General features: G+C 68.6%; 15 protein-coding genes. 10 read left to right on the top strand and 5 right to left on the bottom strand.

The window, feature by feature from the left end; translation table 11 throughout:
- Window positions 1–46 precede the first annotated feature (46 nt).
- Both BN977_RS07575 and BN977_RS07570 read left to right on the top strand, forming a co-directional pair.
- The gene (locus BN977_RS07575; protein ID WP_036396948.1) at window positions 47–1,780 is read left to right on the top strand and encodes a DUF3556 domain-containing protein; all 1,734 of its coding nucleotides are present in this window, start codon (window positions 47–49) and stop codon (window positions 1,778–1,780) included.
- A 15-nt stretch (window positions 1,781–1,795) separates the two neighbouring features.
- Complete coding sequence (locus BN977_RS07570) at window positions 1,796–3,022, top strand: amidohydrolase (RefSeq protein ID WP_036396947.1); 1,227 nt, start codon at window positions 1,796–1,798, stop codon at window positions 3,020–3,022.
- Here BN977_RS07570 and BN977_RS07565 read toward each other — a convergent pair.
- Entirely contained in the window at window positions 3,019–3,816 is a 798-nt protein-coding gene (locus BN977_RS07565; RefSeq protein WP_024453841.1) for a FadR/GntR family transcriptional regulator, read from the bottom strand. The two genes, BN977_RS07570 and BN977_RS07565, sit on opposite strands and share 4 nt — an antisense overlap.
- Before the next feature lie 161 nt (window positions 3,817–3,977).
- Here BN977_RS07565 and BN977_RS07560 point away from each other — a divergent pair, with 161 nt between their 5' ends.
- From BN977_RS07560 to BN977_RS07550, 3 genes are read left to right on the top strand one after another with little or no spacing between them, the layout of a single operon-like run.
- On the top strand, window positions 3,978–5,123 hold the full coding sequence (locus tag BN977_RS07560) for a thiolase family protein (protein ID WP_024453842.1): 1,146 nt from the start codon (window positions 3,978–3,980) through the stop codon (window positions 5,121–5,123).
- Window positions 5,120–5,908 carry a crotonase/enoyl-CoA hydratase family protein gene (locus BN977_RS07555; RefSeq protein WP_234709519.1) on the top strand — a complete coding sequence of 263 codons (789 nt, stop codon included), beginning with the start codon at window positions 5,120–5,122 and terminating at the stop codon, window positions 5,906–5,908. The genes BN977_RS07560 and BN977_RS07555 overlap by 4 nt, the downstream gene beginning before the upstream one ends.
- A gap of 10 nt (window positions 5,909–5,918) precedes the next feature.
- Window positions 5,919–7,061 carry an acyl-CoA dehydrogenase family protein gene (locus BN977_RS07550; RefSeq protein WP_024453844.1) on the top strand — a complete coding sequence of 381 codons (1,143 nt, stop codon included), beginning with the start codon at window positions 5,919–5,921 and terminating at the stop codon, window positions 7,059–7,061.
- A gap of 94 nt (window positions 7,062–7,155) precedes the next feature.
- On the opposite strand, the gene BN977_RS07545 is transcribed toward BN977_RS07550, so the two are convergent.
- Both BN977_RS07545 and BN977_RS07540 read right to left on the bottom strand, forming a co-directional pair.
- Window positions 7,156–7,866, bottom strand: coding sequence for a fasciclin domain-containing protein (locus BN977_RS07545; protein ID WP_036396946.1), 711 nt, complete (start codon window positions 7,864–7,866; stop codon window positions 7,156–7,158).
- Window positions 7,867–8,041: 175 nt separating this feature from the next.
- Window positions 8,042–9,304: an MFS transporter gene (locus BN977_RS07540; protein ID WP_036396945.1), complete on the bottom strand. Its 1,263-nt coding sequence runs from the start codon at window positions 9,302–9,304 to the stop codon at window positions 8,042–8,044.
- 81 nt (window positions 9,305–9,385) lie between these two features.
- Here BN977_RS07540 and BN977_RS07535 point away from each other — a divergent pair, with 81 nt between their 5' ends.
- From BN977_RS07535 to BN977_RS07515, 5 genes are all read left to right on the top strand, one after another.
- Window positions 9,386–10,342 (top strand): GlxA family transcriptional regulator, encoded by a 957-nt coding sequence (locus BN977_RS07535; protein WP_024451424.1) that lies wholly within the window; start codon window positions 9,386–9,388, stop codon window positions 10,340–10,342.
- A gap of 17 nt (window positions 10,343–10,359) precedes the next feature.
- Window positions 10,360–10,890: a gamma carbonic anhydrase family protein gene (locus BN977_RS07530; RefSeq protein WP_191262715.1), complete on the top strand. Its 531-nt coding sequence runs from the start codon at window positions 10,360–10,362 to the stop codon at window positions 10,888–10,890.
- A 134-nt stretch (window positions 10,891–11,024) separates the two neighbouring features.
- Window positions 11,025–11,441 carry a hypothetical protein gene (locus BN977_RS07525; RefSeq protein ID WP_024451426.1) on the top strand — a complete coding sequence of 139 codons (417 nt, stop codon included), beginning with the start codon at window positions 11,025–11,027 and terminating at the stop codon, window positions 11,439–11,441.
- A gap of 150 nt (window positions 11,442–11,591) precedes the next feature.
- The gene (locus BN977_RS07520; RefSeq protein ID WP_036396944.1) at window positions 11,592–12,725 is read left to right on the top strand and encodes an NAD(P)H-binding protein; all 1,134 of its coding nucleotides are present in this window, start codon (window positions 11,592–11,594) and stop codon (window positions 12,723–12,725) included.
- Window positions 12,722–13,396 carry a CPBP family intramembrane glutamic endopeptidase gene (locus BN977_RS07515; protein ID WP_051561137.1) on the top strand — a complete coding sequence of 225 codons (675 nt, stop codon included), beginning with the start codon at window positions 12,722–12,724 and terminating at the stop codon, window positions 13,394–13,396. The genes BN977_RS07520 and BN977_RS07515 overlap by 4 nt, the downstream gene beginning before the upstream one ends.
- On the opposite strand, the gene tet(V) is transcribed toward BN977_RS07515, so the two are convergent.
- Window positions 13,393–14,652 (bottom strand): tetracycline efflux MFS transporter Tet(V), encoded by a 1,260-nt coding sequence (gene tet(V), locus BN977_RS07510; RefSeq protein ID WP_036396941.1) that lies wholly within the window; start codon window positions 14,650–14,652, stop codon window positions 13,393–13,395. The genes BN977_RS07515 and tet(V) overlap by 4 nt on opposite strands.
- Window positions 14,653–14,706: 54 nt before the next feature.
- The gene (locus BN977_RS07505) at window positions 14,707–15,501 is read right to left on the bottom strand and encodes an enoyl-CoA hydratase (RefSeq protein ID WP_036398641.1); all 795 of its coding nucleotides are present in this window, start codon (window positions 15,499–15,501) and stop codon (window positions 14,707–14,709) included.
- Window positions 15,502–15,567: the final 66 nt, after the last annotated feature.

Raw genomic sequence — 15,567 nt, 5'->3', positions numbered from 1 at the left:
GGGGAAGTATTTCCGCGGAAATGGAACACGTTCTAATCTGACTCGCATGGGCTTTCTGAAGCAGGAAACTCCGCAGATCGATTTCGAGGAATGGAGCAAGGGCACCCGCTCCGAGCGGATCATCCCGATGGCCCGGCACTGGGCCGAGGTCGGCTTCGGCACGCCGGTGGCGCTGCACCTGTTCTACGTGGTGAAGATCCTGGCCTACATCCTGGGCGGCTGGCTGGTGGTCTGGACGACGTCCGGGCTGGGCGGGTCGGACGGGTTCTTCGATGTTTCGCACTGGTACGCCGAGCCCATCGTGTATCAGAAGATCGTCTTCTACACGATGCTGTTCGAGGTGGTGGGCCTGGGCTGCGGCTTCGGTCCGCTGAACAACCGGTTCTTCCCGCCGATGGGGTCGATCCTGTACTGGTTGCGGCCCAAGACCATTCGGCTGCCACCGTGGCCGGGCCGGATCCCGCTGACCGCCGGTGACACCCGCACCCCGGTCGACGTCGCGCTGTACGGTGCGCTGCTGGTGGTGCTGATCCTCGCCATATTCTCCGATGGCACCGGCCCCATCCCCGAACTCGGCTCCGCCGTCGGGATTCTGCCGGTGTGGCAGACCGCGACCATCATCGGCCTGCTGGCCGTGGCCGGGTTGCGCGACAAGGTGATCTTCCTGGCCGCGCGCGGCGAGGTGTACGGGTCACTCGCGGTGTGTTTCCTGTTCGTCGGCGCCGATATCGTCATCGCGGCCAAGCTGGTCTGTCTGGTCATCTGGCTGGGTGCGGCGACCTCGAAACTGAACAAGCACTTCCCGTTCGTCATCTCCACGATGATGAGCAACAACCCGGTGTTCCGGCCGCGCTGGATCAAACGCCGGTTCTTCGAGCACTTCCCCGACGACCTGCGACCCGGCCCGCCGTCCCGCTTCCTGGCCCACTTCTCCACCGCCGTGGAGGGTTTGGTGCCCCTGGTGCTGTTCTTCTCGCACGGCGGCTGGCCGACCTATATCGCCGCCTTCGTCATGCTGTGTTTCCATTTCGGCATCCTGAGTTCGATCCCGATGGGCGTGCCGCTGGAGTGGAACGTCTTCATGATGTTCTCGGTGCTGACGCTGTTCGTGGGGCAGGCCGGGATAGGCCTCGGTGATCTCCAAACCCCGTGGCCCATCGTGCTTTTCGTGGTCGTCGCGGGCACCGTCGCGGTGGGTAACCTGTTCCCGCGCAAGGTGTCCTTCCTGCCGGGCATGCGGTACTACGCCGGCAACTGGGACACCTCGTTGTGGTGCATCAAACCGTCGGCCGACGAGAAGATCGCCAAGGGCATCGTCGCCATCGCCAGCATGCCCGCCGCGCAGCTGGAACGGTTCTACGGCAGCAAGGAGGCAGCGCAGATCCCGCTCTACATGGGATACGCGTTCCGCTCCTTCAACACTCACGGCCGGGCGCTGTTCACCCTCGCGCAGCGGGCGATGGCCGGCCACAACGAGGACGACTACACCCTGACCGACGGTGAGCGCATCGTCTCCACCGCCATCGGCTGGAACTTCGGTGACGGTCACATGAGCAACGAACAGTTGGTGGCCGCCCTGCAGGCGCGCTGCCATTTCGAACCCGGTGAGGTGCGCGTCGTCATGCTCGACGCCCAACCGATCCACCGCCAGACCCAGCAGTACCGTCTCGTCGATGCCGCCACCGGGCAGTTCGAGTCGGGATACGTCAAGGTGGCCGACATGGTGGTCCGCCAGCCCTGGGAGCATGACGTGCCGGTGTACGGGGTGACGCGGGCGTAGACGAGACTGTCGGATATGGCGATCGATGCCGGAGCTCTGGCCGACCTGTACCGCACGCTGCACAGCGACCCCGAACTGTCGAGGCAGGAGCACGCCACCGCGGAGCGGGTGATCGCCGCGCTCGACGGCAGCAAAGCCGAGATCACCGCGGGCGTCGGCGGCACCGGCGTGGTTGCGGTGCTGCGCAACGGGGATGGCCCGGTGGTCATGCTGCGCGCCGATATGGACGCGCTCCCGGTCCGGGAGAACACCGGATTGCCCTATGCCAGCACCAAAACCGTGACCGACGCCGCCGGCCGGCAGGTACCGGTGGCGCATGCCTGTGGGCATGACATGCACACCGCCGCCCTGGTCGGCGCGGTGCACGCCCTGGCGGCCACCCGCGACCAGTGGTGTGGCACCGTGCTGGCGGTGTTTCAGCCGGCCGAGGAACTGGCCAGCGGTGCCCAGGCGATGCTCGACGACGGGTTGTTCGACCGGTTTCCCCGGCCGGCCGTCGTCATCGGCCAGCACGTCGGCCCGCTGCCGGCCGGCGTGCTCGGCTTCGGTACCGGCCCGATCATGGCCGGCACCGATTCGGTGGAGGTGACGCTGTACGGCCGGGGCGGACACGGATCGTCGCCGGAGAACACCATCGACCCGGTGGTGATGGCCGCGGCGGTGGTGCTGCGGTTGCAGGGCATCGTGGCGCGTGAGGTGCCGCCGCACGAGCAGGCGGTGGTCACGGTCGGCCGGCTGCAGGCCGGCACCAAGGAGAACATCATCCCGGACACCGCCGAGCTGGGCATCAATCTGCGCACCTACTCCGAGCACGTGCGGGACGCGGTGAAGGCGGCGGTGCAGCGGATCGTGCGCGCCGAGGCGGCCGCCTCGAACGCTCCCCGCGAACCGGATTTCGACTGGACGGTGACGGCGCCGGTCCTGATCAGCGAACCGGCCGCGACCGAGAAGACCGTCGCCGCCCTACGCGCGCATTTCGGTGCGGACAAGGTGTGGCCGCTGCCGCCGCTGTCGGCCAGCGAGGACGTCGGGGTGTTCGGCAACGCCATCGGCGTGCCGACGGTGTTCTGGTTCTGGGGCGGGGTGGACGCGCAGACCTTTACCGACGCCTTCGCGAAAGGTGAACTGCCGCCGACGAATCACGCTCCGGAATTCGCGCCGGTGCTGGAGCCGACGTTGACGACGGGGGTCCAGGCGCTGACCGTCGCCGCGCGGACCTGGCTGGGTGCGTCGCTCCGCTAGCCCATCACGTCGCGGACCTTGACCGTCTCCATACCCTTCAGCAACAGGTCGCGGGCGGTGTCCAGGTGCTTGCGCCAATGCGCCTCGGCCCCCTCGCCGTCGCCCGAGCGCATCAACGTCATCAACCGCTTGTACGACCGCATCAGCAGGTCGTAGTCCGACTTGGACATCGGGCGGTTCTCCTTCATCGCGAAGGCGGTGTGCCGCACCGTGATCTCGTGCAGCATGCCCGCGATGATGGTCAGCGTCGCGTTACCGGACAGCTCCACCATCCGGCGGTGGAAATCACCGGTGGTCTCGGCCATCCGGCCGGTCTCCCGTCCGGACGGGACGTATTCGGTGAGCATCGTCTCCAGCTCGTCGAACGCCGCGGTGTTCCCCGATTCGGTCAGCAGCCGCACCGCCATCGGTTCGATACCCGAGCGCGCGGTCATCACGTCGGCGATGGTCGCGCCCGACAGCTCCAGCAGCAGCCCGGCCGGGCGGGCGACGATCTCCGGGCCCGGCACCCGGACTCGGGCGCCGGTGCGGGAGCCGCGACGCACCTCGACCAGCCGCTCGGACTCCAGCACGCGGACCGCTTCACGCAGGGTGGGGCGACTCACCCCGAAGTGCGCCATCAGCTCGGCCTCGTTGGGCAGGAAGTCGCCGTCCTTGAGCTGGCCGTCGACCACCATCCGGCGTAGCGTGCCTGCGACGAGTTCGGCGGTCTTCGGGCTCCGGATGGGGGCGCCGGTCGTCGATGACACGGCGTTCGGGCCGATCATCGGCGATAACGGGGTGGACGGTGCCACCTTGCCTCCTGCACATCTTCTGGCCAGCTAGTGAACTCAGTAAACCATGTCGGCGGTCATCTCCGCGTCACCGCAGGTCTACCAACCAGTAGGTTGACCTAGTAAACCTTCTGTTCTAGGTTGCATTTTAAGTCCCCTCGCACACTTCGAAGGAGAAGTTCATGGCAGAAGCGGTCATCGTCGAGGCGGTGCGCTCCCCGGTCGGGAAGCGCAACGGCGCCCTGTCGGGTGTGCACCCCGCGGACCTGTCGGCTCAGGTCCTCAACGGCCTTGTGCAACGGGCCGGCATCGACCCCGCCCTCGTCGACGACGTCATCTGGGGCTGCGTGATGCAGGCCGGCGAACAGGCCCTCGACATCGCCCGCACCGCGGTACTGGCCGCCGGGTGGCCCGAGACCGTGCCCGGCGTGACCGTCGACCGGCAGTGCGGATCCAGTCAGCAGTCGCTGCACTTCGCCGTCGCCGGCGTGGTGGCCGGGCACTATGACGTCGTCGTCGCCGGTGGTGTCGAGTCGATGTCGCGTACCCCGATGGGCTCCTCGCTGGCCAACGGTGGCCATCCCTACCCGGAGGCCTTCCGGGCGCGCTACGACCAGACGCCCAACCAGGGCGTCGGTGCGGAGATGATCGCCGAGCAGTGGGGCCTGTCGCGCACCCAGCTCGACGAGTTCTCCCTGCGGTCGCACGAAAAGGCGGCCGCGGCACAGGATTCCGGTGCGTTCAAGGACCAGATTGTCGGCATCAAGGACGCTGAGGGCAACGTGGTCTTGGAGGACGGTGGCATCCGTCGCGGCGGTACGGTCGAATCCATGGCCGCCATCAAGCCCGCCTTCAAGGAGGACGGTGTCATCCACGCCGGTAACTCCAGCCAGATCTCCGACGGTTCGGCCGCGCTGTTGATCACCTCCGCGGAGAAGGCAAAAGAGCTGGGGCTCAACCCGATCGCCAAGGTGCACACCGCGGTGCTGGCCGGTGCCGACCCCGTCATCATGCTGACCGCTCCCATCCCGGCCACCCAGAAGGCACTGGCCAAGTCGGGCCTGAGCCTGGACCAGATCGGCGCGTTCGAGGTGAACGAGGCCTTCGCCCCGGTGCCCATGGCGTGGCTGAAGGACATCGGCGCCGACGAGAACAAGCTCAACCCCAATGGCGGTGCCATCGCGCTGGGCCACCCGCTCGGCGGATCCGGCGCTCGCATCCTGACCACGTTGCTGTACCACATGCGGGACAACAACATTCAGTACGGATTACAGACCATGTGCGAGGGCGGCGGCCAGGCCAACGCCACCATCCTGGAACTGCTGTGACCGAGCCGGGCGCGCTGGTCGAGCGCAAGGGCAACATCTCGATCATCACCATCAACCGGCCCGACGCCCGCAACGCGGTCAACGCATCGGTGTCCATCGGCGTCGGTGACGCATTGGCGGCGGCGCAGGACGATCCCGACGTCCGGGCCGTCATCCTCACCGGCGCCGGGGACAAATCCTTCTGCGCCGGAGCGGATCTCAAGGCCATCTCGCGCGGGGAGAATCTGTTCCACCCCGACCACCCGGAGTGGGGCTTCGCCGGATACGTGCGGCACTTCATCGACAAGCCGACCATCGCGGCCGTCAACGGCACCGCCTTGGGTGGCGGCACCGAGCTGGCCCTGGCCAGCGATCTGGTGGTGGCCGAGGAGCGAGCGAAATTCGGCCTGCCCGAGGTGAAGCGCGGCCTGATTGCCGGTGCCGGAGGCGTGTTCCGCATCGTGCAGCAACTGCCCAAGAAGGTGGCCCTGGAGCTGATCTACACCGGGGAACCGCTGTCGTCGGCCGAGGCACTGAAGTGGGGCCTGATCAACCAGGTGGTGCCCGACGGTACCGTCTTGGACGCGGCTCTGGCGCTGGCCGAACGCATCACGGTGAACGCCCCGTTGGCCGTACGGGCCAGCAAGCGGGTGTCCTACGGCGCCATCGACGGCATCGTCGGCGCCGACGAACCGTTCTGGAAGCAGACCTTCGGGGAATTCGCCACCCTGCTCAAAACCGAGGATGCCCAGGAAGGACCGCTGGCCTTCGCGCAGAAGCGCGAGCCCGTCTGGAAAGCGAAGTAAGCGAAAAGATATGAAGAGACTGGTTTTCGAAACCGAGCACGAGCAGCTCCGCGAGACCGCCAGGCAATTCCTGGAGAAGGAATGTCTGCCCAACGTCGAGAAGTGGGAGGCCAATCGGCTGGTCGACCGCGAAGCCTATGTGGCCGCGGGCAATTACGGCCTGATCGGCTTCAACATGCCCGAGGAGTACGGCGGCGGCGGGGTCGACGACTTCCGCTTCAACGCCGTGATCGTCGAGGAGTTCGCCAAATTCGGCCTGGCCTGCCCCGGGGTGAGCCTGCAGAACGACATCGTCGGGCCGTACTTCAAGAACCTGGCCACCAAGGAGCAGCTCGATCGCTGGATGCCGGGCTTCGCCAGCGGCGAGCTGATCGGTGCCATCGCGATGAGCGAGCCGGGCGCCGGCAGTGACCTGGCCGGCATCCGTACCACCGCGGTGCGCGACGGCGACGACTGGATCATCAACGGCGCCAAGACGTTCATCTCCGCCGGCATCAACTCCGACCTGGTGGTCGTCGTCGCGCGCACCGACCCGGAAGCCGGCCACAAGGGCTTCTCGCTGCTGGTGGTCGAGCGTGACATGGAGGGCTTCACCCGCGGGCGCAAGCTGGACAAGATGGGTCAGCACGCCGCCGACACCGCCGAGCTGCATTTCGAGAACGTCCGGGTGCCGTCGGCCAACCTGCTCGGCAAAGAGGGGCGTGGGTTCTACCACCTGATGGAGAACCTGCCCTCGGAGCGGCTGTCCATCGCCATCGCCGGGGTCGCCGGGGCCCGGGCCACCTTCACCGAGACGCTGCAGTACGTCAAGGACCGCAAGGCTTTCGGGCAGCCGATCGGCAGTTTCCAGAACAGCCGCTTCGTGATGGCCGAGTTGGAGACCGAGCTGGACATCGCCGAGCAGTACGTCGACCGCTGCCTGCGCGCCGTCGTCGACAAGGAGCTGACCGCCGTCGAGGCCGCCAAGGCCAAGTGGTGGTGCACCGAACTGGGCAAGAAGGTCGTCGACGCCTGCCTGCAGCTGCACGGTGGGTACGGCTACATGAACGAATACCGGGTGGCCAAGGACTACGTCGACGTCCGGATCCAGACGATCTACGGTGGCACCACCGAGATCATGAAGGAGATCATCGGCCGAGACCTGGGCCTATAGCCGGCACCGCCGGCGCGGCCTATAAAATCACCGAAACTGAAGCCAGGGACGGAATCCGTACAGGATCCGTCCCTGGCTTCAGTTTCGCGGTGTGTCAGGCGGCGGGCGCCGGAGCCGTCGTCGTCGCTGTCGTCGAGGTGGTGGCGGGCGCCGAGGTGGTCTCGGTCGACGTGACCGGGCTCGGGGTCACACCCTCGGGCGCGCCGGCCGGGTCCAGCACCGTGTCGATGATGTAGATCCGCATGTTCTGCGACTTGATGCCGCCGCAGGTCACCTTGGCGTCGTTGACGGTGATATCGCCGCCCTTGCCCTTCACCACGACGGGCTTGCCCTGCTGGGTGTACATGGTGCCGTGGATGTCGTCGGGGCCCAGGATGCCCAGCACCATGTGGTAGTAGACCAGCGCGGTCAGCTTGGCCGGGTCGGCCTTGATCGCGTCCAGCGTCGCCGGATCGAGCTTGGCGAAGGCGTCGTTGCTGGGCGCGAACACCACGTACGGGCCGTTGTCCAGCACGCTGGCCACGTTCACCGCGGGGTTCAGCTGACCCGAGACGGCCTGGCTGAAGGTGGAGATCTCCGGGATGGCGGCCAGCGCGGCCGACGACGACTCGTTGACCAGGCTGTTGAGCGAGCCCGGGCCCGACGCCACGGCCTTGATCCCGGCATCGCAGCCGGGGCCCTGCGGCGTGGGAACGGGTGCGGTGATGGTGGGGGTGGGGTCGGCGTGGGCCGTCACCGCTACCGAAAGGGCGACCGCCGCCGATGCGACGATGCCGCCGATGAGCTTGCCGGTGCGAGCTTGCACGTGAATTCCTCCATCTCGTGCCTGGGTCCAGTTACTGACGCTGGGCGGCGCGGATGGGCGGGGACGTGACGCGCACGCCAGCGCACCATCAGCTAACGGTCCATCCGAGCCTCGGCGTCCCCGCGGCGCCGCTTGCATGCTATGCGTACCGGCTGGACGAACAAAATGGTGGCTCTCAGGATGCGGGCCGCCGGACCGCGCCGCAAAGACCGGCGGCGATGACGCACAACCCGGCTGCCAGATAAAACGCCAGGTCGTAGTTGCCCTGCAGATCCCGGATCCAGCCGGCACCGGCCGCGGCGACCGCCGCCCCCAACTGATGCGAGGCGAACACCCAGCCGAACACCACCGGGGTGCGGGCGCCGAAATAGTCCCGGCACAGCACGATGGTCGGCGGCACGGTGGCCACCCAGTCCAGCCCGTAGAAGATGATGAACACCCAGGTGCTCGGTTCGGCCTGCGGTGACAACAGCGACGGCAGCAGCAGCAGCGACAGGCCCCGGCCGGTGTAATAGACCACCAGCAGCAGGCGCGGGTCCACCCGATCGGTGAGCCACCCGGAGAACACCGTGCCCAGCACGTCCAGCACGCCGATGGTGGCCAGCAGGCCGGCGGCCACCGTCGTGGGCATGCCGTGATCGTTGGCCGCGGGGATGAAGTGGGTGCCGATCAGGCCGTTGGTGGTCATCCCGCAGATCGCGAAGCTGGCGGCCAGCAACCAGAACGCCCGGGACCGCAGCCCGATCCGCAAGCCGTCGAACGCCGCGGTGAACGTGCCGGTGGGCAGCGCCTCGGGCTCGCGCGCGCCGGAATCAGAGGGGTCGGTGCCGTAGGCCGTCAGCCCGATGTCCTGGGGATAGTTGCGCATGAACAGCGCGACCAGAGGCACCACCGCGACGGCCGCCGCGGCGACGATCAGCGACGCCCAGCGCCACCCGTGCTGCGTGGTCACCGCGGCCACCACGGGCAGGAAGACCAGCTGCCCGGTGGCGCTGGCGGCCGTCAGCACGCCGGTGACCAGGCCGCGGCGGGCCTCGAACCACCGGGTCGCGACGGTCGCCACGAACCCCATCGAGATGGCGCCGGTGCCCAGCCCGACCAGGACGCCCCACAGCAGCACCAGCTGCCAGCTGGCGGTCATCGCCACGCTGAGCGCCGAGCCGGCCGCGATCAGGGACAGGGCCGCGGTGAGCACCGGGCGCACCCCGAAGCGATCCATCAGTGCGGCGGCGAACGGGGCCGTCAGACCGTAGAGCGTCATGTTGACCGCCATCGCCGCGCCGACGGTGCCGTGGCTCCAGCCGAACTCGTGGTGCAGCGGGTTCATCATCACGCCGGGCACGGACCGGAAGGCCGCCGCGCCGAGGATGGCGACGAAGCTGACCGCGGCGACCACCCAGGCCCAGTGCAGGCGCGTACGCGTACCGAGAAGTGTCACCGGCCCACTGTCGCGGAAAGAACGCGCACCGCCTAGTGGCACAAACGACACGATTCGTCAAAAACGTGCCAGACTGGTCGGGTGCACCGTGTCGCCGTTCTGATGCTGCCTCCGGTGGTGGGGTTCGACGCCACCATCGCGCCCACCCTGTTCGGTGCCGCCACCGGAGCCGACGGCACGTCGTTGTACGACGTGACGACGTGCGCCGTCGAACCCGGGCCGGTCCAGTCCACCAACGGTTTCGCGATGGTGCCCAGTGCCGGACCCGAGGCCCTGGACACCGCCGACACCGTCGTCATCCCCGGCACCCGCTACCCACCGGCACGCACCGGTGGTGGCGTCGACGACGCGGTGACCGCCGCGTTCGCCCGGATCCGGCCGGGCACCCGGCTGGTGTCGATCTGCACCGGCGCGTTCGTGCTGGCGGCGCTGGGGCGCCTCGACGGCCGGACCGCGACGACGCACTGGCAGTTCGCCGACACCCTGCGCCGGCTGTACCCGGCGGTGCGAGTGGATGAGAACGTGTTGTTCGTCGACGACGGTGACGTGCTCACCTCGGCGGGGCTGGCCGCGGGAATCGACTTGTGCCTGCACATCATTCGGTGCGATCACGGCGCGCAGGTGGCCAACACCGTCGCGCGCTACTGCGTGGTGCCGCCGTGGCGGGAGGGTGGTCAGGCCCAGTTCATCGACCGCCACCTGCCGGTGGTCGACCACGCCTCGACGGCGCGCACCCGGGCCTGGGCGATGGCGCACCTGGACGCCGAGCTGACCGTCCAGGCGCTGGCCAAGCACGCCCACATGAGCCTGCGGACGTTCAACCGCCGCTTCCGGGAGGAGACGGGTGAGGCGCCCGGCAACTGGATCCGGCAGCGTCGCATCGACCGGGCCAGGGAACTGCTGGAATCCCGGGACATTCCGGTCGACGAGGTGGCACGGCTGTCCGGGCTGGGTACCGGTGGCAACCTGCGTCACCACCTGCGCCGTGGGATGGGGATGTCCCCGTCGAGTTATCGCAAGGTGTACCAGGGTTCCTGACCAGGCACCTGATTACGATGACGGCCATGCCTGAGCCGTTGATCATCCCCATCCGGGGGCGCGCCCCGCAGCTGCACGCCGAATCCTGGGTCGCACCCAATGCCACCCTGATCGGTCCGGTGACGCTGGCTGCACACGTGAGTGTTTGGTACAACGCCACGCTGCGTGCCGAATTCGAGCCCATCGAGGTCGGTGCGGGCAGCAACATCCAGGACGGTGTGACCGTGCACGTGGATCCGGGCTTCCCGGCCCGCATCGGCGCCGGGGTCACGGTCGGGCACAACGCCGTCCTGCACGGCTGCACCATCGAGGACGACGTGCTGGTCGGAATGGGCGCCATCGTGCTCAACGGTGCCGTCGTCGGAGCGGGCACGCTGGTGGCCGCGGGTGCGGTGGTGCCGCAGGGGGCGGTGATCCCGCCGCGGTCCCTGGTCGCCGGTGTGCCCGGCAAGGTGCGCCGCAGCCTCACCGACGACGAGGTTGCCGCCAACCGGTTCAACGCGCAGGCCTATCGCGGCCTCATCGAGCTGCACCGCCGGCCCGACTGAACCGACGGTCAACGGCGGCAACGGTTCTCGCACTCACCTTCCATCGCGGGTTTAAGGACGGGCCCAGTGGGCATCCCAAAACCAGCAGGCGCGTCAATAACCTGTGCGCGCACCCGTCGATTGGAGGAGCCCTCATGAGCACCACCAGCTGGATCGTCCTCGCCGTCGTCGCCGTCGTGGTGCTGGCGCTCGTCGCGTTCCTGATCCGCACCGCCAGCCAGCGCCGCCGCACCGCCAAGGCCGACCGTATCCGCGAAGAGGTCCAGGAGGAGCGTCAACGCCTGGACCGGCGCGCGGCCGCCGCCGCCGAAACCGAGGCGAAGGCGCGGGCCGCGCAGGCCGAGGCGGACGCCAAAGCCGCCGAGGCGGCGCGCCTGCAGGATCGGGCGGCAAGCCACCGCGACGAGGTCGACTCGACGCGCGAGCGCCTCGAGGCACGCCGCGAGCACGCCGACAAGATCGACCCGAGGATCAAGCAGCCCGGCGGCGACGACGAGCCCGATCGCGTCGTGGTCGACGACCCGCGGGCTGCCCGCCACCACACCCGCTGACCGGCCCGCGGCCGGTGTGACGAGCAACTCCATCGGGTGTAGCGCGTCACCGAACAGGGTATGGCCCACCGCGGGCAGTGATAGGACTAGCGGTGGGTCATGGGAGGCATGAGTGCGGATGCGGGCGTCGAGCGCTGATATGAGTGGCGCATGACCGAGCGCATCCTGGTCACCGGTGCCACCGGCTATATCGGCTCGCGACTGGTCGCCGAACTGCTTGCCGCGGGCCACCAGGTGGTGGTCAGCAGTCGCACGCCGGAGCGGCTCAGCAGCTTCGGCTGGTACGGCGAGGTGACGACGACCGGGCTCGATACCCGCGAACCGGATTCGGTCGCAACGCTTTTCCACCGGTGCGGGCCGGTCGACGTCCTCTACTACCTGATCCACGGCATCGGTGAACCCGGCTTCCGGGCCGCCGACAACGCCGCCGCTCACCGGGTCGCCGAAGCGGCGGCACGGGCCGGTGTGCGCCGCATCGTCTACCTCGGCGGATTCGTGCCCGACGCACGCAATCTGTCCGAGCACCTGGCCGGGCGCGCGGAGGTGGCAGAGGCCCTGACGATCGCCGGTGGCGCGGAGGTGGTCTGGCTGGGGGCCGGGGTGATCATCGGTGCCGGCTCCACCTCGTTCGAGATGCTGCGCTATGTGGGCGACCGCTTTCCGCTGTTGCCGCGCCCGTCGTGGCTGGACAACCCGATCGACCCGATCTCCATCCGCGATGTGTTGTACTACCTCACCGCGGCGGCAGACACCGCGCGGGTGCCCGCCGGCGCCTATGACATCCGCGGCCCGCAGACCGTGCGGTACCGGGATCTGCTGGCGGCTTACGGTCGGTTGAGCGGCACCCGGCAGTGGCGGTTGCCCGCGCCCGGGTTGCCGACGGCCCTGGCGTCGCGGGTGTCCGCGCTGGCGCTCCCGGTGCCCGGTGGGCTCGCCGCGGATCTCACTGCGTCCCTGGCGCATCCGATGACGGCGACCGGATCCGGATTGCGTGAACTGGTGCCCGACCCGCCGGGCGGGCTGCTCACCGTGGAGGATGCCATCCGCCGGTCGGTCGCCACCCGGACCCGGCGGCCCGTCGACAGACTCGCCGACCCGCACCATCTGGCCGACACCGATCCACCATGGGCCGGTGGTGACGTGTCGCGCATCCGCGAGCTGACGCCGCCGATCGCCCGCCCCGCCCTGGCCCTGCTGCCGCTGCTGCCGGGTCCGGCCACCGCCGCGCTGCGCACGGGCATCGACCTGCTGGCCGACCTGATGCCCGCGGAGCGTCCCGGATGATCCCGCCACCCTGGCGCACCGTGGCCCCGGCGGCCGAAGAGACGCCGCACGTGGTGCGACGCCGGCGCATCACCGTCATCGGGGTGCTGGTGATCGGTGCTGCGCTGCAAGCGTATTCGCTGAGCCGGCATCCCGGGGACAGCTCCTTCTACGTGCTCACCCTCGTCATGGCCGCGGTGTGGACGGTGGGGGCGGTGTCATCCGGTCCGTTGCACATGGGCCGGCTGCCGGGCAGTGGGCGCCGCCCGGTGCTGCTCGGCATCGGTGTCGGGCTGGGACTGGGCGCGGTGTTCGTGGTGGGCGGCCTGATCGCACGGCTCATCCCGCCGGTGCGCGACTACGTCACCGCCGTACTGGAATTCGCCAATCACGGCCCGCTGCTGCTGGTCGTGTTCATCACCGTGGTCAACGGGGTGGCCGAGGAACTGTTCTTCCGCGGGGCGCTGTACAGCGCGCTGGGCGGGCGCCGTCCGGTGTTGGTATCCACGGCGATCTACTTCGTCGCCGTGATGGCGGCGGGCAACCCGATGCTGGGCTTCGCCGCCATCCTGCTCGGCGCGGCATGTGCGCTGCAACGCCGGATGACCGGCGGCGTGCTGGCACCGATGCTGACCCATTTCTGCTGGGGACTGGTCATGGTGCTGGCGCTGCCGCCGATCTTCGGGGTCTAGCCGCCCAGCGGGTGGGCCAGCTCGTCGTGGGGCATCTTCGCCGCGGCCCAGGCCGTCAGGCCGATCAGCACCGGTACCACGCCGGCGACCAGGAAGATGGCCTCCATCGACACCACCTTCGACAACGGTCCGACGATCGCGAACGAGACGGGCATGAAGGCCAGCGACACAAAGAAATCCAGGCTCGATACCCGCCCGAGCATCGCCGTGGGAACTCGGCGCTGCAGCAGCGTGCCCCAGATGACCATGCCGGCACCGTCGGTCACCCCGACGATGAACGACGCCAGCGCCATCCAGCCGAACGACCATGTGGTGCCGATGATCACCAACGGCAGCGAGCCCAGACCCCACATCGCCATCATCACCGTCAGGTAGCGCCGTGGCAGCCGGCGGGAGGACACCGCGAGCGCGCCGAAGGCGCTGCCGACACCGAAGAACGCCAGGATGAATCCGTATGTGCGGGCGCCCTCGGTGAAGCGCTGCTGCGCGATGAAGGGCAGCAGCACCTCGATCGGGCCGAGCACCAGCAGCACGAAGATGCTGGCGAACAACAGGGTGGCCAGTAGCCAGGGTGTACGCACCACGAAGGTGAAACCGTCACGCAGGTCCCGCAGCACATGCGGCCGATCACCGTCGGGTGCCGCGGCGGCCGGCGAGCGGGTGGCCACCAGCAGCGCCAGACCGATCGCGAACAGCACGGCGACCACGACGGCGCCGACCGAGGGCATGGTCGCGCCGACCACGATGCCGGCGACCGCGGGTCCGACCGCGCGCTGGAACACCGGCCGCACGACACCCTCGACACCGTTGGCGGCCAGCAGTTGTTCCGGCGGCAGAATGCGCGGCAGGATCGCGCTGTAGGCCGGGAAGAAGAAGGCCGCGGCGATGCCGAGCGTGCCCGCCGCCACGGCCAGGTGCCAAACCTTCAGCAGCCCAAGCGAACCCAGCACGGCCACCACGGTGACCGCGGCGACGTTGACCGTCTCGACGGCGATGATGATGCTGCGCTGGTTGAGCCGGTCGGCCGCGATACCACCGACCAGCACGAAACCCACCAGACCGGCGCCCAGGCAGGTTGCCACCAGCGACAGCGACGTCGGATTGTTGTCGAGTTCGATGACCTGCAGGGCCATCACCACGGCCCACATGCCTTCGGCGAAGATCGACAGCGACACCGCGGTGATCAGCAGGCGGTACTCGCGGTGATGAAACGGTGCGAGTACCCGCCAGCCCGACCGCTCGAGTTGTGTACTCACACGGTCGATGGTGACCGATCGGGCACCGGTGAATCCACTTATTTTCCGGTGCGACTAACTGTCGGTGAAGTCGGCCCGACGTCGTTGTTGGAAGGCCTTGGTGCCCTCCTGGAAATCGTCGGAGCGCAACAGCAGGAGCTGGCCCTCGCGCTCGCGCTCCAGGGCCGCCTCGAGTTCGGTCAGGGTGGCGGCGTTGATCGCCTGCTTGGTCTTCCGCAGGGCCACCGCCGGCCCCGTCGACAGGGTGGTCAGCACCGAGGCGACCTCGTCGTCGAGCGCCTCGGCCGCGTGCACGGAGGTCACCAAACCCCAGTCGTAGGCCTCGGCCGCGGTGATCCGCTCGGCCAGCAGGGCCATCCGTTGGGCCCGGATGCGCCCGATCGCCGCCGCGATCAGGGCCGAGGCGCCACCGTCGGGCATCAACCCGATCTTGGTGAAGGCGAGCATGAAAAAGGCGTTCTCCGAAGCCAATACGATGTCCGAGGACAAGGCCAGCGAGACGCCTACCCCGGCGGCCGGGCCCTGCACCACCGCGACGACGGGTTTGGGCAGCGCGACGATGGACCGCACCGCCCGGTTGGCCGCATCCAGCACCGCCTCGGGACCGCCGGTGGCGTGACCCGCGGTGTCCTCTTCGCTGATCCCGGCGCCGGAGCTGAACCCTCGGCCGGCGCCCGCGAGCTTGACCACCCGTACCGCGGGATCGGTGGCGGCCTGTTCCAGCGCATCACCGATCCCGTCGAGCATGGCCTCGGACAACGAGTTCAGGCTGTCGGGCCGGTTCAGGGTCAGCGACAACACGCCATCGGATAGCTCGACGAGCAGAGATTCGATGCTGCGATACGTCATGGACACGCCCTCAGGTTAGACCGGGTGGCCCCCGGCTGGTTCGACCTGGTTATACAAGTAAGCTAT

It is taken from the genome of Mycolicibacterium cosmeticum (genome assembly GCF_000613185.1).
Classification (GTDB): Bacteria; Actinomycetota; Actinomycetes; order Mycobacteriales; family Mycobacteriaceae; genus Mycobacterium; species Mycobacterium cosmeticum.
The sequence above is the reverse complement of the archived record's forward strand: the minus strand, read 5'-3'. Positions and strand labels throughout refer to the sequence as shown.